Raw genomic sequence first — 19,287 nt, 5'->3', positions numbered from 1 at the left:
GATCACCAGCAGGAGTATCCGCCGTCGATCACGATGTCGGAACCGGTCATGTAGCTAGAAGCTTCGGTCGCCAGGTAAAGGTATAAGCCGGTGAGTTCTTCTGGCTGGCCCAACCGCCCTAAGGGAATTTTCGGCTCCCAGACAGGGAAGTACTCTGCGTATGGCTCGACGAGCTCAGTGCGGATATAGCCCGGGCTGACGCTGTTCACCCGGATACGATGCGGCGCGAGCTCCACGGCCATGGCTTTGGTCAAGTGCATGACGGCGGCTTTGGAAGCGCAATAGTGACTTACCTGCTGGGGAGTGTTGATGATGTGTCCCGACATTGAAGCGGTATTGATGATCGCACCTCCCCGGCCTTGCCGGACCATTACTTGGGCTGCGGCCTGCGCGGTCAGGAATACGCCAGTCACGTTGGTGTCCTGGATGCGTTCGAACTCTTCAAGCGTCATGTCCAGCACCCCGGTGATGCCGATGATGCCGGCGTTACAGACCGCTATGTCGATGCCGCCGAACTCTTCGATCATCTGGTCTAGCATTGCGCTGACCTGCTCTGGCCGAGTGACGTCGCAGCAGATGGGGACAACGTCGCCGCCTGCCGTAGCGATCTCTTCCGCGGCATTTGTCAAAGCGTCGGACGACCGTGCGGCAATGGCTACTTGAGCCCCGGCCTGAACGTATGCCAAAGCGACTGTCTTGCCGATTCCGCTGGACGCACCGGTTACCAGTGCCTTCTTTCCGCGCAAGTCAAACAGGTCCAACACGCTCATATGCGATGCATACCCTCCTGTTCGATGTGCTGTCGGAGCCTTGAGGAGTTGCCGAATGTCATCTAACCGAACCACGTTCCAGAATGGTCGCTGGGAGCACTTTTCCCGAAGCTGAGATTCGGCCTGCCCGCAGTTTCACCCATCGGGCGAAGCGATGTGGTTTACGGTGATTCCCGAAAGGTGTTTTTCCACGTCATGCCGCTGAGTGAGTGATGGGTGCACTAGAAGAACCGAAGGCCAGCCGCATCGCCGCGGGCGCGCGCGTGGGTTCGCGGCTCGGACACTACGTGCTGAAACGGCTGCTCGGAGCTGGCGGGTACGGCGAGGTGTATGAGGCTCAAGACAGTCTCATGCACCGCTCGGTGGCTCTCAAGTTGATCGCGGCCCCCTACGCGCAGAGCCCGGTGTTTAGGGAGCGGTTGTACCGCGAGGCACGCACCGCTGGGCGGCTAAACGAACCGCACGTGGTGCCCATCCACCAGTGCGGCGAGATCGACGGGCAACTCTACATCGATATGCGGCTTATCGAAGGCACCGATCTGCAGACCAAGCTGGCCCAAGCTGGGCCGATGAGCCCGGTACAGGCTGTCCAGATCGTCCGCCAAGTCGCGGCCGCGCTGGATGCCGCCCACGGCAAACAGGTGACACACCGGGACGTAAAACCAGCCAACATCTTGCTCACCAATGACGATTTCGCCTGCCTGATGGACTTCGGCCTGGCCAACGCCGCCGCCGACGCCAAGCTGACCAGCACCGGCATTGCGATCGGAACCTTTGCCTACATGGCTCCCGAACGACTCAGCAACGCTGAGGTAGGTCCTGGCGCCGACATTTACGCGCTGGCCTGCGTGCTTTATGAGTGCCTTACCGGATCCCAGCCCTATACCGCCGCCGACTTACCCGCACTGATCACCGCTCAGCTGACCGCACCGATCCCGCGGCCGAGCCTGAATCGGCCGCAGATTCCGTCGGCTTTCGACTCGGTGATCGCTCGCGGGATGGCCAAGAACCCTTGGGACCGCTACTCCAGCGCAGGCGAGCTAGCTGACGCAGCTCAGCAGGCGCTGACGACCACCGAGGGGTGCCCGGTCACCTACGGTCCGCCGGGGCCTGCGGCCCCGGCGGATGCGGTCACTCAGGTTGCCGCGGTGCCCGCCGCAGACTTTGCGGAAACGCTTGCCGCCCCTACGTCGCCCCGCCCGCCCAGCTTTTCGCCCAATGCCCAGAACACGCCGCAGAAGTTGCCCTTTCTGCGGAGGCACCGTCGTGTGACGATCGCCCTGGCGTCGGTCGCCGCGCTGGTACTCGTGGCTGCTTTAACCACGGTTGTTGTCGGCCGTGGAGCAAGGCAGCAGCCGGCGTCGTCTGCTGCGTTATCGCCTGGTTCCGGTGATGCGCATCTACCGCAAGTCGAGCTGCCATTCGGCGATCTGAGCATCCCCGACGGCATCGCGGTCGACAAAGCCGGCAACGTCTATGTCACCGACGATGGCACCAACAGGGTGCTCCGGCTCGCGGCCCGGTCGAACACCCCGACCGAACTTCCGTTCACTGGGCTGACCGACCCCGACGGTTTGACCATCGACACGATGGGCAATGTATACCTGGCCGACGGTGGTCTTGATGGTTCGCCGAAAGTGCTCAAACTTCCTGCCGGGTCGAATACCCAGATCGAGGTGCCGTTGGCCGGTCTGAAAAGTCCCTGGGATGTGGCGGTAGATGCGCCCGGCAACATCTACGTCAGCGACGGCATGAATCGGGTGCTCAAACTGCCAGTGGGGTCAGACACCCAGGTCAAGTTACCCTTCACCAGGATAAACGTTCCCTATGGTGTGGCGGTGGACGCCATTGGCAGCGTCTACGTCACCGATGGAGGCAACAACCGGGTGCTCAAACTTCCGGCAGGCTCCAATAGCCAGGTCAGGCTGCCTTTCACCGACCTTGATGTGCCAAAGGGCGTTGAGGTGGACGCCGCTGGCAACATCTACATAACCGACAGTCACAACAACCGGGTGCTCAAACTGCCAGTAGGGTCCAGTACCCAGGTTGAGCTCCCGTTCACCGGTCTGAACGGTCCGGAAGCCGTGGCCGTAGATGCCGCAGGCAACGTCTACGTCGCCGATATCGACAACAATAGAGTGGTCAAGCTGCCAGCGGCATAAGGCCAGGCTTGACCGCAGAGGGCGAGTTCTCACGCGCCGGGTGGCTTTTCGGCCGCCGCTCGTTTTGGGTCCGCTCACCTGCGCCGGTGGGACCGGGCCGCCGTGAGCGCCCGCTGCCAGGCAAGCAACGTCGTCGCCTTCAGATTGGCCGGCGTTGCGCTGTCCCTGGATAGCAGCGCGGTCGCGGCGGCTTTCGCCGACGTCGACGCTTTTGACATGTGGCCGGAATCGAACGGTGGCTGTGGGTCGTATTCGACCGCCAGTTGGATCGCCTCGGCGCGGCCTTTACCTCCCATTTCCCCGGCCAGCCACAACGCGAGATCGAGGCCCGCGGAAACGCCCGCGCTCGTGGCGATATTCCCGTCGTGCACGATGCGCTCGTCGGCAATTGGGATAGCGCCAAATGCCTTCAACGCGGGAACCGTCAGCCAGTGCGACGTGGCGCGTCGGTCCCGCAGCAGCCCGGCAGCTGCCAGGATCAGTGAGCCTGAACAGACAGACGTCGTCCAGCTTGCGGTTCGGTGCACCTGGCGCAGCCACTCGAGCAGTTTTTGGTCCCGCGCATGAACTGGCGTGGTCGGGCCTCCCGGAACGAGAACCAGATCGGGCGCGGGTGATTCCGCCAGCGAGTGCGTGGCGCCGAGCACGAGCACACCGGAATCGGTGGTGATCGGGCCGACCTCATGCCAGACAAATCGAACCTCGGCGCGCGGCAGAAACCGCAGCACCTCGTACGGCCCGATCATATCCAGGGCTGTGCATCCCGGGTATGCGACTAACGCGATCTGGACCATGTGATGCTCCTCAATTGGCGGTCGAACGTCGAGCTAGGCGAACGTCTTGCGGTATTGGTCCGGCGAGACGCCAATGCGGCGAATGAAGTTGCGCCGCATTGTTTCGGCGGTGCCGAACCCACATCGGGCGGCGATGACCATCACGGTGTCGTCGGTCTCTTCCAACTGGCGGCGGGCGGCTTCGGTGCGGATGCGTTCCACGTACTGGCCAGGTGCCTCACCAACGTCGTCGGTGAACACCCGAGTGAAGTGACGTTTGCTCAATGCCGCTTGACGAGCCAATTCATCGATCGTGTGGGTGGCGCCCGGCTGTGCTTCGATAGCTTCCTGCACCTCGCGGATCCCGCTACGTTTGGCCCGCGGCATCCACACCGGCGCCGCGAACTGCGTCTGTCCACCGGGGCGGCGCAAATACAAGACGAGCCAGCGCGCGATCGTCTGTGCGATGTCAGTGCCGTGGTCGTCCTCGACCAGGGACAGCGCGAGATCGATACCGGCGGTCACGCCCGCGGCCGTCCATACCGTCTCGGAGCTACGGACGAAAATCGGGTCGGGATCGACGTCGATGGTGGGGAATTGGCGAGCAAGGGGCTCGGCAAAGGCCCAGTGTGTGGTGGCACGGCAGCCGTCCAGTAGCCCTGCTTCGGCGGCCAGGAAGGCGCCTGTGCAGACAGTGACGACGCGGCGGGCTGTTCCCGCCACGGCTTTGATCCAGCCTTGGAGGTCGGGATTTGACCGCGCCGCCTCGATTCCAGCTCCACCCGGAAGCACGACGGTGTCTACCGGTTCGACAGGGTCTGGGAGCGGCTCGGCCATGAAAGTCAGGCCGGTAGCGGCACGCACCTGCTGGCCGTTGATTGACGCCAATGTGACTTCGTACGCGCCGCTGGTCAGGAGGGATGCGCTGGAAAAAACTTCGTGCGGCCCCACGACGTCGAGAGTCTGCACGGCAGGGAAGCCGACAATAACCACTTTGCGAGCCACGAAGCCAGTATTGGCAGACTATGGGTCTGGCGTCTACGTCGGGTATCCCACGAATTAGGACATAGGACAGCCGTGGGTGCTGCGCGGTGGACCTGACCGGCTGTGGCCGGTGCGGCCTTGGCACACTGGACGCATGGCACAGATAACCTTGCGTGGAAATGCGATCAGTACTGTCGGCGAACTGCCTGTTGTGGGATCTTCGGCCCCCGGCTTCACGTTGGTCGGCTCCGATTTAGGCGCGGTGAGCGCCGAGCAATTCCGTGGCAAGCCAGTGTTGTTGAACATCTTTCCGTCCGTGGACACGCCGGTGTGCGCCACCAGCGTGCGAACATTCAACGAGCGCGCCGCCGCGGGCGGCCTGACCGTGGTGTGCGTGTCAAACGATCTGCCGTTCGCCCAGAAGCGATTTTGCGGTGCTGAAGGCACTGAGAACGTCTCCACGGCGTCGGCGTTCCGGAGCAGTTTTGGCAAGGACTACGGCGTCACTATCGCTGATGGTCCGATGGCCGGGCTGCTAGCTAGAGCCATCGTGGTGATCGGTGGTGACGGCAAAGTCGTGTACACGGAATTGGTGCCGGAGATAGCTAATGAGCCCGATTATGATGCCGCCTTGGCGGCAATGAGCGCATAGCGCGGTCGGATTGCGGGTGCGTCGTTGGTGCCAGTGGCCGGCTAGATCCGGATTTCGAGCACTGGCCCCAGCGGCGCACTTCGCGTGGCCGTAGCAGTTCAGTCACGCGGGTCGACGAGGTCGCGAAAGCTCTCCGCTCGGTGAACGGATGCGCCTAGGGTTCGGGCCCGGTCACTCAACGTTCTGTCCGAAGTCACGACACGAATTTCATCGGGTCTCTTTGCGGCGCGCACCAACCGGACTATTTCGTCATCAGCGGAGTTGGCTGCCGCCATGGGTGCGTGAGCCACTTCCACCACCGCGGAGTGTATTGCGGTTGCTGGTGGGCGTTCGAACACGACAGTCACCCGTTGGCCCTGATGGGCTTCCTGGGCCAACGCCCAACGGTCAAGCATTGCCACCAGCGCAACCATTGCGCGGTGGCGGTCCCTCCACCACCCGTCGGGGCGAGTCCCGATCACGTTCATGCCGTCGACGATCCAATGCACATCTCACGGTACGACGAAGGAACCCGATGGCGCATCGTGCCATCGCAGCGCTCGGTAGCCGTGCGCATTGCTGCTGATAGCGCTGCCGAGATGGCAAGGAAAATTGGTGTGGCAGGTTATTAGGTGTTCGGCAACGTACTGGATTGAGTTGCGTCGTTTGTCAGCTCGGAGTTTATGCGCGGCCAGGGCCGGGCCTCTTCGAGTTCGTAGGCCAACTCCAGCAGTCTGGCCTCGTGGCCCGGTGTGGCGGACAACATCATGCCGACTGGCATCCCGCTAGCAGCTTGGGCAAGCGGCAGTGAGATGGCGGGATCACCGGTGGCGTTGTGAATGGGTGTGAACCCGACCCAGTCGATGAGTCTGTCTATGACCTGGTCGTAGTCGCCCATGGGGTCAAGATGGCCGACCGGCGGAGTGACATCGGCCAATGTCGGTAGCAAGATGGCGTCGTATGTATTGGCCATCTGAGCTGTGATCCGGCGAGACCGTGCCAGTCGGCCGATCGCCGCCGGCACTCGGTGCAGGTTACGAGCAGCATTGCGGTCCAGCCCCAGCGTCAGGTTGTCCAGCCGGGAGCGGTCGAAGCTCGGACCGAACATGCGACGTCCGCCACGCACCAGCGCGAACGCCAAAAACGACATATAGAGCAGAAAGTCGTCTAGGAAGCGGTCGGGTACCGGGTTGTCGATGGGCGTGACGCGATGACCCAATTCTTCTAGTAGAGCGGCAGTCTTGAGGGTTAGGTCGCACACCTCGGGGCTCGCATCGCGCCGGATTGAGTTAGTGCAGAAAGCGATGTGCAGACGCTGCTTGTTCGGCTGCGTGATGTCGCCGATTGTCGGCAGCTTCGGGTTGCGCCACACCTTCTCCATCTCTCGATAGAACGCCGCGGTATCCCGTACCGACCGGGTCAGCACTCCATTTTCGGTGATCACCAGCGGCATCCTGCGCATTTCCTTGTCAAGTGGCAGTCGGCCGCGCGACGGTTTGAGGCCAACTAATCCGTTGCAGGCGGCCGGGATTCGGATCGAGCCTCCGCCGTCGTTGGCGTGCGCGATCGGCACCACCCCAGCGGCAACGAACGCACCGGCACCCGCTGACGATGCGCCGGCCGTGTACGCGGGATTCCATGGATTGCGGACAGGTCCTAAGCGCGGATGCTCGGCGGCGCCGCTGAGACCGAACTCCGGCACCAGCGTCTTGCCTAGCGCGATGAGACCGGTCGCGAGAAATGCGCGCGCAAAATCACCGTCAGCCGCTGCGGGCCGTGGATTCCACGCGTCGGTACCCAGCATCGTCGGCATACCCTCGACGGCCGCGTTGTCCTTGATGAACGAAGGGATACCGGCGAAGTAGCCGCCGTGTGCGTGCGCCTGCGATGCGCGCGTCCGGGCGAAGTCAAAAGCGTTATAGGCCAACCCATTCAACACCGGGTTGACGACTTCCGTGCGTGCAATCGCAGCCTCGACAAGCTCGGACTCCGACACCTGTCTGGTCCGCAGCGCCTCGACCAACGCGACGGCGTCAAGATCACCGAGTGGGTCGTCACCAAAAACGTGTTTCCGTGTCACGCATTCGACGGTACCAACACGTACCATGCGTGGCCGCCCGGCCTAGGCTCTAACGAACCGTGCTATGACCACCGCGATGCGTTCCCAAAACATTGACTTTGGCGCGGGCCGGCGCCGTGCGAGACGCCCATGCGCTTCGCCGCCACGCGTGCATTCGTGTCTGCATAGCCATTCTCCGCGAGGTTATCGATCACCGGGTGGAGCATGTACCAGTCGACGAGGCAACCGCTGCACTTCGCGACCCGCGGGTCTGTATGGTTGATGGCCATGCGCGACCTCATGGCCGCAGTGACGGCGGTGTCCGGTGACAACGCAGACGATCGACTTTGATCCAACCGCGCTCGGGCGCGGTGGCGTCTTAGGACTGGTGTAAAAACGCTGGGCGCATGTTCCTGGTGGTCATGTTACGCGGCGGTGGTGTCGGTCGTGGTTGTTGTGGTGGGGGGATGCAGTGGGCGGGGTGGCTCGAGCAGTTGGTGGCGTAGTTCTTGGAGGTGGCGGCTGGTCGCTGATGTTTGGGTGACTCCGCGCCAGCCGCGGCTGGCGCGGTCGAGGACGGCCCATACCAGCGACAGACAGCTGGTTTCGCCGGGTAGGCGGCCGATGACCTTGACCCGGCGACGGGATTCTCCGAAGGTGCGTTCGATGAGGTTGGAATGGCGGATGCGTGTCCAGTGTTGGCGGGGGAAGCGCAAATGCACGCTCAGCGAGGCGAAGTCGTTGGCCAGGCAAGCGACCGCGGCTGGGTAGAGCCCGCGGTATGTGGTGGTGAACTCCTCGGCGCGGCGGGTGGCTTCATCCACGGCCTGCTGGCCGGGTGGCTGGTCAATGTCATCGAAGATCGACCAGAACGCGGCTTTGATCTCGTCCTGGACCGCGACAGGTGTCTTGGCGATGACGTTACGGCAGCGATGGATCAGACACCGCTGACGCAGGCTTGCCGGAAACGTGGTCTCCCATGCGGCGATCAGGCCCGGCGCCCCGTCGGAGATGCCCAGTAGCGGCGGGCGTAGTCCCCGGTTCCTCAGGTCAGCCAAGAAGTCGGCCCACGCATCAGCCGACTCCGCTGCGGCTGGGGCCAGCCCAATAAACAGGGGCTTGCCGTCGGTGCAGATGCCCCAGGCGGCCAGCACCGGCTCGGCCGGGGCGTTGGGATGCATCCGAAAGTTCGAGGCATCCAAGAACAGGTAGTCCAACACCAGCTCATCAAGGCGTCGAGACGACCACGCAGCGAACTCGTCTTTGATGGCCGCACAAATCCGGCTCACCGTCGAGCGCGACAACGCCGCCTGCGAGCCCAGCACCTCGGCCAACGCGGCCTCGATGTCGCGATCCGACAAACCGCGCACCCATCCCGAAATCACCAACGCCTCCAGAGCGTGGGTGCGCGTCACCCCGGCACCGAATAGCCGCGAACAGAACCGCTCGTCGGTGTCGCGTAGTTTCGGGCGGCATAATTCGACCGAGCCCATCGTGGTCTTCACCGTCGCCGGCGGTTGATACCCATTGCGGTACCCGCCCGGGCCGTCCTGAACCCGACGCTGGTGACGGGCTCGGCCCAACACTGCTTCTACCTCGGCCTCCACGGCGACCTGAAACACCAGACGCACCGATAACCGCCCGACCTCCTCCAAAATCTCGGTCAACGGCCGCTCGGTCGCGGCGAACAACTGATCCATCTCAACACGCACACGCTCAATCGGCGATACTCGCTTGGTCACGGGCGTAGCCCCTCCTTCATAGCTTTCGTCGGTTGCGACGGAACCTACGCCCGTGACCATTTACACCAGCGATGAGACGCGACCTCGGGCGCGATTCAGATCCCTACGATGCCTTCCGGAAGTTGCGCGAGCACGGTCCAGTTTGGTGCTCCAACGCGGGCTTCGTCGTCGTCGTTGGCTACGCCGTGGCGCAGAAGGTGCTACGTGACCGCCGCTTTCTCTCCGGTCCCATTGCGGACGTCTTCCGTGCTTCATTGCCGCCGGGCGCGGCTCGCGACGAGATGTCGCATCGCATCAACTTTCTCGACCCCCCAGATCACCCTCGCGTCCGCGGGCTGGTCAACTTGGCCTTTACGCCTCGCCGGATCGAGGCGCTGCGTGAGCCGATGACAAGGCTTGCCGATGAGCTGATCGAACCTCTGGCAAAGCGGGTGGACGCCGGCGGGCGCGCTGACATTCTGCGCGGCTTGTCTAGTCCGTTCCCGTCGTTGGTGATCTCGGAGATGCTGGGCGTTCCTGTGGCCGATCGAGGCAAGCTGTCACGCTGGACCGAAGCCGTGACACCGTTACTCGGGCTGCAGATCAGTGACGAAGACCGCAACAGCGCGGTAGCGGCCTCGGAGGGCTTTTCCGCGTACGTGCGCGATCTCGTGGCCGAGCGCCGTCACAATCCGGGCGACGACTTGGTCACGGCTCTGAGCCAGGCCCACGATGGCGGCGGTGGTCTCTCGGAACCCGAGTTGCTCTCGCTCATCATGACGCTCTACTCGGCGGGACACCGCACCACCCGCGACTTGTTCACAAACGGACTGTTCACCCTGCTCGGCGACTCCGAGCAACGCGCGGGGTTTCTGGATGCGCCGCGGATCGACCTCGCAGTCCAAGAATTCCTGCGATTCGCGCCCCCGACTCTGTTCGTCGTGCGAATTGCCGCTGAGCGCGTTGAACTTGATGGGGTTGCAATGGATCCGACGACGCCGGTGTTGGTGTTGCTGGGTGCGGCCAACCGCGATCCAGAGCGCTTCACCGACCCTGAACGCTTCGATATCGCCCGAGACGAAGGCCGTCCACTGTCCTTTGCTATCGGCCCGCACGCTTGCTTAGGCCAGCAGCTCGCGCGCGCCGAGGCCGAAATAATGGTTGATGCGGTCGCCAGACGGCTGGATCTGCGCCGGCTCAGGATTGCCGAGCCGGCACCGCGTTGGACTCAGACCGGGACCTTTCGGGGTCTTGATACCTTGCACGTTTCCTATTAGCCGCGCGCAAGCAATCACTTGCGGATCGACCAAGAGCCGATCGACGCGATCTCGCCACCGGGCTTTGCTCAGTCAACACCGCAGGGATAGTGCAAGCCGAGCGAAGTGCGGTGGCGCGGGTGTCGCTCGATGTCGCGAGCCTCGTTCCTGGCACTCCTACCATCTCGTGGCTGGATCTGTACAGTAGTCCTGCAAGCTAGACATATGTATTTTATATTGGACACTGTGTCCAACTTTGATGTAGTGTTCATGTATGCATGACGGCACCGCTCGTATGTCAGAGTTGATTCATCTGGGTCGACGACGCGATATTGCGGAGGCCGCTCGTCGGTTGTTCACCGAACGCGGCAGCCTTGAGGTCTCGGTAGACGAGATCGCGGCCGAAGCCAATGTGTCGCGTAGCACCGTGTACAACCATTTCGCGGACCGCAATGCGATATTACGAGGAGCGCTCGAAATCGGTCACGCTCAGCTGACCGAGCGGCTCACTGCATCTGCGGCGATGCAGGTAGACCCGGTCGACCGGCTAGTTTCAATTTTCCGGGTGTTGCTCGAGCACATTGATGGTTTGGGTGCCTTCTACGAGCTGTCGTTGACGTTGGCGGCGGCCCGACTAGGCGAGTCCTCGGCGGCTGCAAATACAGAAATCATGGTTGTTGGTGTTGAGGTCGTCGGCTATCTGCAAGAGGCGCTGTCACTCCTTCGTGAGCAGGGGCGTCTTCGTGACGACTTGGCGCTTGAAGATGTTGTGGCGATGACGACTTACGTCCTCGGCGGATTGACCGACGCTCGCAGCCAGCAGGCCGAGCGCCCGCCGCCTGGCGAAGTCGCGGAGAAGGTTCTGGGCATGTTGTTGAGCGGTGTGTGTCGATGAGCAACCCTGAATCCCAACCTTGGGGTGTGGCACCGGTGCCCCAGGCGAACGCCGATCCAGATCTGAGCGATCTTGCCGCGTTTGCGTCAGGCTTCCCCCACGGCATCTTCGAACATCTCCGCGAGGATCGGCCTGTCTATTGGCAGGACCCCACCAAACACACACCTGACGGCGAAGGGTTCTGGTCGCTGACCACCTACTCCCACATCAAATGGGCCGCAACCCAACACGAGTTGCTGTCCTCGGAGGGGGCAGGCGCACGAAGCGGCGGTGGCACCATCTTGCAAGACATGCCTCGCGGTCTGGTGGCCGGTGTCATGTTCAACATGATGGACGACCCCCGCCACCGAGATATCCGCCTCGCGGTCCAGCCAACGGTCTCGCCGCGGGCGCTGCGAGAGCTCGAATCCGACCTGTCCGCGAGAGCCAGCTCCATCGTCGACGCCGCGCTGGATAAGGGCTCCTGCGATTTCTTGGTCGATGTCGCTGTCGAGTTGCCGATGCAGGCGATGGCGGGTCTTCTTGGCGTTCCGCAGCAAGACCGGCACAAGCTCGTCGAGTGGGCCGATGAGATCCTCGATTTCGAAGGTCGAGATCTCGGCGAACAAACCGATGAGGTTAGCCAGGCCGCGGCTGCTCTCTTCGAGTACGGCAGCAACCTGCTCGCCGATAAGCGCGGTTGTCCAGCAAAAGACATGCTGAGTGTGGTTGCCGCGGGTCGACTTCGCGACGGCGCCGACCCCGAATCGATGACCGACCTGGAACAGCAGATGTTCTTCAGCTTATTGGTTGCCGCTGGCTCAGACACCACCCGTAACGCGATCGCCGGCGGCATGCTGGCGCTCATCGAGCACCCACACGTCTGGGAAGAGCTTCGCCGGGACCGATCGCTGTTGCCGCAGGCGATCGAAGAAATTCTGCGGTTTTCGTCGCCGGTGCCCTATGACCGCCGCACTGCCACGGCACCGATCGATATCGGGGGGCGAAGCATCGCCGCGGGTGACAAGGTTGTCCTGTGGTGGGCCTCAGCCAACTGGGACGGTGCGGTGTTTGCCAATCCGCACTGTATGGATATTCGTCGTGACCCTAATCCGCATCTTGCCTTCGGTTACGGTTCACATTTTTGCCTGGGCGCCAACCTGGCACGGATGGAAATCCGATTGGTCTTTGACGCGCTGCTCGACCGCGTCGGATCGGTCGAGCTGATCGGCCGACCCGAATGGATTCGCTCGAATAAGCACACCGGAATCCGCCGCATGCCAGTACATCTCAACCCGGCCTGAATCCAGCCAACCCAACACAACAGCAAAGAGGACATCAGATGCCGTCACCTGGCCAACCGTTGAAAACGGCGCTCAAGCTGTTCGACGCGCTGAACAACTCCGACATCGAAACAGCGATGTCGGTTTATGCCGATGACGCCGTCCTTACCCACCCGTTCGGCCGCTTCGAGGGAAAAGACGCCATCAAGAACTTCTACGCCGGCACGGTGCTTGCTGCCAAAACGGTTCTCACAGTCGGCGCGACCCTCGAACAAGGCCAAGCCTGCGGAGTTCAACTGACGGCCGTGAGCCCGCAAGCGCCCGAGCACCCGCAGCGTGCCTTCGACTACATCGAAGTCAACGCCGATGGACTCGTCGCAGAACTAAGCGTCTACTACCTGACCAACCTCGCACAATGACAACAAAGCCAACCACCGCGTTTATCGGGCTCGGCAACATCGGTGCGCGGTGTGCCCGCCACGTGGTGGCTGCCGGTTTCCCGACCACCATCTGTGATCTCGACCCGCAGCGGGGCAAAGCGCTGGTAGATGTCGGCGCTGTCTGGGTCGATTCACCGGCGGAGGCTGCAGCACAGGCTCAGGTTGTGGTCATGTCGCTGCCCGGGCCTGACGACGTCGAAACTGTTCTGACGGGCCCCGCTGGTGTGTTATCCACGGCGGTCCAGGGCGCTGTCGTAGTTGATCTCTCCACTATCTCGTTGCGGGCAGCGAGACGATTTTATGATCGCTGTCGCGACGCCGGCGTCGCATACGTCGATTCGCCTGTCTCCGGCGGGGTTTGGGCAGCGGAGGCTGCGAACTTGACGCTGATGGTGGGAGGTGACGCGGAAGCCTTCGATACGGTTCGCGAGGTTTTGCTCACCTTCGGCCGCGACGATACGGTGCGTCTGGGCGGACCCGGGACCGGGACGCTGCTAAAACTGCTGAACAACCAGATTTTTCTGGTGGGAAATCAGGTGGTCCAGGAAGCCTATGTGCTGGCCTCCAAGGCGGGCCTGGATCCCCAGACGTTCTACAACACCCTCAATTCTGGATCTGCGGGTATGTTCATGCAGCTGTCACCGATGGTGCTCAACCGGCAGTGGGACAATTCGAGTTACGACCTGGCGCTGGCCGAGAAGGATCTTTACCTGGCGCTCGAAACCGCGCGCGACCATGCAACCAGCATGCCCATGGCCAGCGCAGCTCACCAAACGCTGCTCGAGGCGATCGCAGCGGGCCTTGGCGATAAGTTCTTCCTGGCGACGACGGAGGTTTTTGAGCACCGAGCCGCGCACACATCACCGAGCTACGACCCAACGGCGCCGAACAACCAAGACGGCCGGTGATAGGTAGGTCTATCGGCGGTGGAGCCGAAGTCGCAGATCGGCGGGTTTAAGAGTCATCGTTCCCGAGACCTGGGGTCGGTAAGCGGCTTATCCAAAATCTTTGTGGGCTAGCAGTGAACGCCGATGTTTCAGTGGGGGATGAGCCGGGTGGCGTCTTAGGACTGGTGTAAAAACGCTGGGCGCATGTTCCTGGTGGTCATGTTACGCGGCGGTGGTGTCGGTCGTGGTTGTTGTGGTGGGGGGATGCAGTGGGCGGGGTGGCTCGAGCAGTTGGTGGCGTAGTTCTTGGAGGTGGCGGCTGGTCGCTGATGTTTGGGTGACTCCGCGCCAGCCGCGGCTGGCGCGGTCGAGGACGGCCCATACCAGCGACAGACAGCTGGTTTCGCCGGGTAGGCGGCCGATGACCTTGACCCGGCGACGGGATTCTCCGAAGGTGCGTTCGATGAGGTTGGAATGGCGGATGCGTGTCCAGTGTTGGCGGGGGAAGCGCAAATGCACGCTCAGCGAGGCGAAGTCGTTGGCCAGGCAAGCGACCGCGGCTGGGTAGAGCCCGCGGTATGTGGTGGTGAACTCCTCGGCGCGGCGGGTGGCTTCATCCACGGCCTGCTGGCCGGGTGGCTGGTCAATGTCATCGAAGATCGACCAGAACGCGGCTTTGATCTCGTCCTGGACCGCGACAGGTGTCTTGGCGATGACGTTACGGCAGCGATGGATCAGACACCGCTGACGCAGGCTTGCCGGAAACGTGGTCTCCCATGCGGCGATCAGGCCCGGCGCCCCGTCGGAGATGCCCAGTAGCGGCGGGCGTAGTCCCCGGTTCCTCAGGTCAGCCAAGAAGTCGGCCCACGCATCAGCCGACTCCGCTGCGGCTGGGGCCAGCCCAATAAACAGGGGCTTGCCGTCGGTGCAGATGCCCCAGGCGGCCAGCACCGGCTCGGCCGGGGCGTTGGGATGCATCCGAAAGTTCGAGGCATCCAAGAACAGGTAGTCCAACACCAGCTCATCAAGGCGTCGAGACGACCACGCAGCGAACTCGTCTTTGATGGCCGCACAAATCCGGCTCACCGTCGAGCGCGACAACGCCGCCTGCGAGCCCAGCACCTCGGCCAACGCGGCCTCGATGTCGCGATCCGACAAACCGCGCACCCATCCCGAAATCACCAACGCCTCCAGAGCGTGGGTGCGCGTCACCCCGGCACCGAATAGCCGCGAACAGAACCGCTCGTCGGTGTCGCGTAGTTTCGGGCGGCATAATTCGACCGAGCCCATCGTGGTCTTCACCGTCGCCGGCGGTTGATACCCATTGCGGTACCCGCCCGGGCCGTCCTGAACCCGACGCTGGTGACGGGCTCGGCCCAACACTGCTTCTACCTCGGCCTCCACGGCGACCTGAAACACCAGACGCACCGATAACCGCCCGACCTCCTCCAAAATCTCGGTCAACGGCCGCTCGGTCGCGGCGAACAACTGATCCATCTCAACACGCACACGCTCAATCGGCGATACTCGCTTGGTCACGGGCGTAGCCCCTCCTTCATAGCTTTCGTCGGTTGCGACGGAACCTACGCCCGTGACCATTTACACCAGCGATGAGACGCGACCATGAGCCGGATAGTCCGACCTCTCCGATCTACCGGGTCGTCGACGGAGGCATTCCTGTTCCGGGGTGAAGATATAGGCAACGTGCGTGCGAGAGTGTGCATCTCAGAGTTGGGCATTGTCACTGGGGTGATCTTCTTGGGCAGGGGTGACCGCGTATTGCCAGGTCGCGTACCCCGCTGTCACGTAGTGCTTGCGCGAGATCGAGCTGGGCATCGATGCGCGGATCGAGGCCAGGGTCAAGCAGGTAGGACGGGGGAACATAATTTTACGTCCTGTCGGAAGCGCGTTTCGCGAATTGTGTCACGGTGGGGCGCACATGCCACACGCCAGCGCATCTGAGGACACGATCAGCGAGGACGATTTTTGAGTGCCGGCTTTGGGCGCTGATGGGATCGATGTAACTGCGCGCGGACTAGATTCGGTAGCGCGTTTCGAGATCGCGGTGGCCGTCGTAGGATTGTTCATCACTGTTGTTGATGTTGATCAATCGGCTCCCGAGGCCTCCCGCAGCTGCAGTCAAAGTGGCACGTGCGCTGATTCAATTTGGTCGCCAGCCACCAACGACGCCAATGACCCGCGGCTCGGCCGCCGGTCGCGGTTAGCTGTGTCGCGAAGTCATAAGCTTGCGCCGAAAGCGGGATAACGGTCAGCCGGCGCCCTTGCCGTTGTCTACGCGGTACACCGCGCCGTGAATGGCTGCCGCACTGTCGCTGGCTAAGAAGGCGATGACGTGGGCTACGTCCAAGGGCTCCATTATTCCGCGTGGAGAGGCGCTGCGGAGGATAAGGTCATAGTCCGCGTTCTCCGGTGCGCTGAAGTTGGTGATCTGAGGCGTGTGCATACCGCCCGGGCAGACTACGTTGACTCGCAGGCGGTCTCGTGTGTACTCCACGGCTAGTGCCCGGGTAAGGCCGATCAGGCCGTGTTTGGCCGCGCAGTATCCGGCTGAGTATGCCTGACCCTCGACCCCAGCGATGGACGCCACGTTGACGATCGCGCCACCGCGTGCCAGCAAATGCGGTAATGCCGCTCGGCACAGGAAGAAGGGGCCGTTCAGGTTTATCGCTAGATCCTGAGCCCACTCGGAGTCGGTCACGGGGCTGCGTCCAGATGCCGGTGTAAAAGGCAGGGCCAGTTTCGCTCCGCTGTTAGCATACGGGCGTCTGGTTCGGCGGCAGGTCGATTCGCGGGTTGGGGGTTGTACGGGCCGGTCGTGGTTCGTGCGCCGGCGATGTTTGGGCTATGAGGGCGCTGGTGGTTGTTTCTGCGTGGTCGAGGTGGCGACCGCAGGCGATTCGGGACGCTGACCAGTGGCGCGACGCGATGCCGCGGTGATGAGGGTGCGCTGCCAGTCGGGTGGGACCGCAGCGAAGATTCCGCGGTCGATAGTGGCCAGCGCCTGTGCAGCGACCTCGGCGGGGTCGATGCCGTCGGTGGACATGCCTGTCGAGACCAGGGCGGGGCAGATCATGCTCACGCCGATCGGCGTGTCGGCCAGTGCCAGCGCGGTGTGTTCGGCCACGGCCACGACGGCGTGCTTGGAGGGTCCGTAAGCGCCGCCGCTGGGAAAGGTCAGCACCCCAGCCAATGAGCCGGTGATCAGGATGTGCGCGGGCTGGTTCGCGGCCAGCAGTCTGGGTACGAACGCACGCAAGCCGTTGACAACGCCACCGACGTTGACCGCGAACACCCTGTTCCAGTCAGGAGCGGCCACTTCCCACGGAGCACCAAAGCTCCTACCGGTGATTCCGGCGTTCAGGCACACGACCCGGGCGTCGCCGGCGGCTTCAGCGAGCGATTCGACCGCATCCGGCATGGCAACGTCAGTGGGAACCGCTTGTGCCCCCAGTGACTGCGAAACTTCGCTCAATGTGACGGTGTCGATGTCGGCGAGCACGAGGTTGGCTCCACGGTCGGCCAGTGCATGCGCCAACGCGCGCCCGATGCCACTAGCTGCGCCGGTCACCACCGCTGTCATCCCATTCAGATCCACATTGTGCAGGCTATCGACCACGGCCACGCCGCCGTGGCAAACGGTTTCCCTCACCTCCCCTTACTGGGACCGGGTGGGCGTCGTCACGCGTGCGTGCGCCTCGCTACGCCGTGGCGGAGACGGGATCTGCCTGGCCGGTAGGTGCTTGACTTTGAGGCGGTCGCAGTTGGCGGGGTGAGTCGAGCAGGGATCGGCGTAGGTCTTGCAGCAGTCGGGTGCCGACCGGTGTCATGGTGAGGCCGCGCCAACCGGCCGAGGCGCGGTCGAGCACGGCCCACACCAGGCTGATGGCGCTGGTCTCGCCGGGGAATCGGCCAATGACCTTGGTCCGTCGCTTAGTTTCTCCAAAGGAGCGCTCAATGAAATTTGAGTGCCGAACGCGGCCATGGTGTTCAACCGGAAACCGCAGATAGGCGGTCAGCCCTGCTTTGTCGGTGAGCAGGATCCGCATAGCCGCCGGGTAGAGGTCGGAGTATTTAGCGGCGAACGCCTCGATCCGCTTGTCGACGATCTCAACCAGCTGCGGTCCCGGCTCGATACCCAGGCCGGTGGTATCAAAAATCGCCCAGTATCCGTCACGGACCTCGACTTGCATCCCGGTGGGGATCTTCGCAAGCACGTTGCGAAGGCGATGAATAAGACATCTCTGGCGCAACGCTTTTGGGTAGATTTGTTCGATGGCTGCGATCAGTCCCTTGGCGCCGTCAGAGACGATCAGCAGCGGAGTGGCAAGACCGCGTTCGCGCAGGTCGGTCAGGAAGTCGGACCACGCGTCGGTGGACTCTCCGGTCCCGGGTGACAATCCGACGAACACGGGTTTGCCCTCGGTGGTGACGCCCCAGGCGGCGAGCACAGGCTCGGCCGGCGACCCGGGATGCATCCGAAAGAAACTGGCGTCCAAAAACAGGTAGTCCAGAGCGATCTCACCGAGTGGGCGACGAGCCCACGCCTGGTATTCGGCCCGGATCGCCTTACAGACTTCCGAAACCGCGGACTTGGAGATCGCCGCCTGATCGCCGAGCGCTTCAGCGAGGGTGGCCTTGACATCCCGGACGGACAGGCCGCGGATGAACGAGGCGATCACCAGCGTTTCCAGGGCGTTGGTTTTCGTCACATGCTTACCGAACAGCCGAGAGGCGAACGCTTGCATGGTGCCACGCAGTTTCGGCCGCTCCAAGGTGACCGCACCTGTGGTGGTCTTGATGGTCACCGGCCGATATCCGTTGCGCGAACCGCCGTTAGCGTCGGCACAGGCGGCGGTACGTTGGTAGCGTTCACGACCGAGGAACTCGGTGACCTCAGCCTCCAGGGCCGCCTGCATCAGTAGCTGGGCGCCGAGGCGGGCGATTTCTTCAAGGATTTCAGGCAGTTCCCGATCCTCGGCGAACAGGGCGTCGATTTTGGTGCGGATACGGTCGGTCGCTGATACGCGGACAGGCACGAGCGTGACTCCTTCTTCGCAGACTTGCAGGTCGTGAAGCGGAACCTACGCGCGTGCTCCCTATTTACACCGGATCCCGGACACGACCCGGTCACGGTTTCGGTCCGGCGCATGGCGTGGTTCCCGGCGATATTGATCAACGCATCGAGCCGGCCGAGCCGGGTGACGGCCTCGTCCACAGCGTTGCGGCAATCCTGCGCAGATGACACATCTGCTATGTGATATTGACCTGTTGGTATTTCGGAAAAGACCTGAGCAAGTCGATCAGCATCCCGGGCCACCCCGAATACTGTTGCGCCGGATGCAGCGAGTAGCCGTGCCGTGACGGCGCCCAAACCAGACGATGCGCCGGTGATAAGGACGACTCTATCTTGCATATCGGGCATATCG

The 19,287-nt window shown here is 62.8% G+C and carries 17 protein-coding genes and 1 pseudogene; 7 read left to right on the top strand and 11 right to left on the bottom strand.

Going from position 1 to position 19,287, the window contains the following annotated elements; genetic code table 11:
• Positions 1-2 precede the first annotated feature (2 nt).
• Positions 3-770: an SDR family oxidoreductase gene (locus ACO07W_RS21155; RefSeq protein ID WP_421845528.1), complete on the bottom strand. Its 768-nt coding sequence runs from the start codon at positions 768-770 to the stop codon at positions 3-5.
• A gap of 212 nt (positions 771-982) precedes the next feature.
• On the opposite strand from ACO07W_RS21155, the gene ACO07W_RS21150 reads away from it, so the two are divergent.
• Positions 983-2,932 (top strand): serine/threonine-protein kinase PknD, encoded by a 1,950-nt coding sequence (locus tag ACO07W_RS21150; RefSeq protein WP_421845527.1) that lies wholly within the window; start codon positions 983-985, stop codon positions 2,930-2,932.
• A 74-nt stretch (positions 2,933-3,006) separates the two neighbouring features.
• Here ACO07W_RS21150 and ACO07W_RS21145 read toward each other — a convergent pair whose 3' ends face one another.
• Together ACO07W_RS21145 and ACO07W_RS21140 are read right to left on the bottom strand one after the other, a co-directional pair.
• A complete protein-coding gene (locus tag ACO07W_RS21145) occupies positions 3,007-3,726 on the bottom strand; it encodes a DJ-1/PfpI family protein (protein ID WP_421845526.1) in 720 nt (239 codons plus the stop codon).
• Positions 3,727-3,759: 33 nt separating this feature from the next.
• Positions 3,760-4,710, bottom strand: coding sequence for a GlxA family transcriptional regulator (locus ACO07W_RS21140; protein WP_421845525.1), 951 nt, complete (start codon positions 4,708-4,710; stop codon positions 3,760-3,762).
• Positions 4,711-4,843: 133 nt separating this feature from the next.
• Here ACO07W_RS21140 and tpx point away from each other — a divergent pair, with 133 nt between their 5' ends.
• The gene (gene tpx, locus ACO07W_RS21135) at positions 4,844-5,341 is read left to right on the top strand and encodes a thiol peroxidase (RefSeq protein WP_421845523.1); all 498 of its coding nucleotides are present in this window, start codon (positions 4,844-4,846) and stop codon (positions 5,339-5,341) included.
• A gap of 98 nt (positions 5,342-5,439) precedes the next feature.
• On the opposite strand, the gene ACO07W_RS21130 is transcribed toward tpx, so the two are convergent.
• The 3 genes from ACO07W_RS21130 to ACO07W_RS21120 form a co-directional block, all read right to left on the bottom strand.
• Positions 5,440-5,829 (bottom strand): NYN domain-containing protein, encoded by a 390-nt coding sequence (locus ACO07W_RS21130; protein WP_421845522.1) that lies wholly within the window; start codon positions 5,827-5,829, stop codon positions 5,440-5,442.
• A 119-nt stretch (positions 5,830-5,948) separates the two neighbouring features.
• Positions 5,949-7,400: an amidase gene (locus tag ACO07W_RS21125; protein WP_421845521.1), complete on the bottom strand. Its 1,452-nt coding sequence runs from the start codon at positions 7,398-7,400 to the stop codon at positions 5,949-5,951.
• A 404-nt stretch (positions 7,401-7,804) separates the two neighbouring features.
• Positions 7,805-9,079 (bottom strand): IS256 family transposase, encoded by a 1,275-nt coding sequence (locus ACO07W_RS21120; protein WP_421840071.1) that lies wholly within the window; start codon positions 9,077-9,079, stop codon positions 7,805-7,807.
• Positions 9,080-9,192: 113 nt separating this feature from the next.
• Here ACO07W_RS21120 and ACO07W_RS21115 point away from each other — a divergent pair, with 113 nt between their 5' ends.
• From ACO07W_RS21115 to ACO07W_RS21095, 5 genes are all read left to right on the top strand, one after another.
• Entirely contained in the window at positions 9,193-10,377 is a 1,185-nt protein-coding gene (locus ACO07W_RS21115) for a cytochrome P450 (RefSeq protein WP_421845520.1), read from the top strand.
• Positions 10,378-10,630: 253 nt separating this feature from the next.
• Complete coding sequence (locus ACO07W_RS21110) at positions 10,631-11,251, top strand: TetR/AcrR family transcriptional regulator (protein WP_421845519.1); 621 nt, start codon at positions 10,631-10,633, stop codon at positions 11,249-11,251.
• A gap of 26 nt (positions 11,252-11,277) precedes the next feature.
• Positions 11,278-12,534, top strand: coding sequence for a cytochrome P450 (locus ACO07W_RS21105; RefSeq protein WP_421845517.1), 1,257 nt, complete (start codon positions 11,278-11,280; stop codon positions 12,532-12,534).
• 38 nt (positions 12,535-12,572) lie between these two features.
• Positions 12,573-12,932, top strand: coding sequence for a nuclear transport factor 2 family protein (locus ACO07W_RS21100; RefSeq protein WP_421845516.1), 360 nt, complete (start codon positions 12,573-12,575; stop codon positions 12,930-12,932).
• A complete protein-coding gene (locus ACO07W_RS21095; RefSeq protein ID WP_421845515.1) occupies positions 12,929-13,861 on the top strand; it encodes an NAD(P)-dependent oxidoreductase in 933 nt (310 codons plus the stop codon). The genes ACO07W_RS21100 and ACO07W_RS21095 overlap by 4 nt, the downstream gene beginning before the upstream one ends.
• A 201-nt stretch (positions 13,862-14,062) precedes the next feature.
• On the opposite strand, the gene ACO07W_RS21090 is transcribed toward ACO07W_RS21095, so the two are convergent.
• From ACO07W_RS21090 to ACO07W_RS21070, 5 genes and pseudogenes are all read right to left on the bottom strand, one after another.
• Positions 14,063-15,337, bottom strand: a complete 1,275-nt coding sequence (locus ACO07W_RS21090) for an IS256 family transposase (protein WP_421840071.1) — start codon at positions 15,335-15,337, stop codon at positions 14,063-14,065.
• 772 nt (positions 15,338-16,109) lie between these two features.
• Positions 16,110-16,559, bottom strand: a pseudogene (locus tag ACO07W_RS21085) (SDR family NAD(P)-dependent oxidoreductase); the annotation flags it as partial.
• A 144-nt stretch (positions 16,560-16,703) separates the two neighbouring features.
• Positions 16,704-17,510, bottom strand: coding sequence for an SDR family NAD(P)-dependent oxidoreductase (locus ACO07W_RS21080; RefSeq protein ID WP_421839996.1), 807 nt, complete (start codon positions 17,508-17,510; stop codon positions 16,704-16,706).
• 49 nt (positions 17,511-17,559) lie between these two features.
• Positions 17,560-18,867, bottom strand: coding sequence for an IS256 family transposase (locus ACO07W_RS21075; protein ID WP_421846150.1), 1,308 nt, complete (start codon positions 18,865-18,867; stop codon positions 17,560-17,562).
• The gene (locus tag ACO07W_RS21070) at positions 18,777-19,274 is read right to left on the bottom strand and encodes an SDR family oxidoreductase (RefSeq protein WP_421845514.1); all 498 of its coding nucleotides are present in this window, start codon (positions 19,272-19,274) and stop codon (positions 18,777-18,779) included. Before ACO07W_RS21070 ends, ACO07W_RS21075 begins: the two co-directional genes overlap by 91 nt.
• Between the last annotated feature and the right edge of the window lie 13 nt (positions 19,275-19,287).

Source organism: Mycobacterium sp. (assembly GCF_965230835.1).
In the GTDB taxonomy this organism is placed as follows: domain Bacteria; phylum Actinomycetota; class Actinomycetes; order Mycobacteriales; family Mycobacteriaceae; genus Mycobacterium.
The sequence above is the reverse complement of the archived record's forward strand: the minus strand, read 5'-3'. Positions and strand labels throughout refer to the sequence as shown.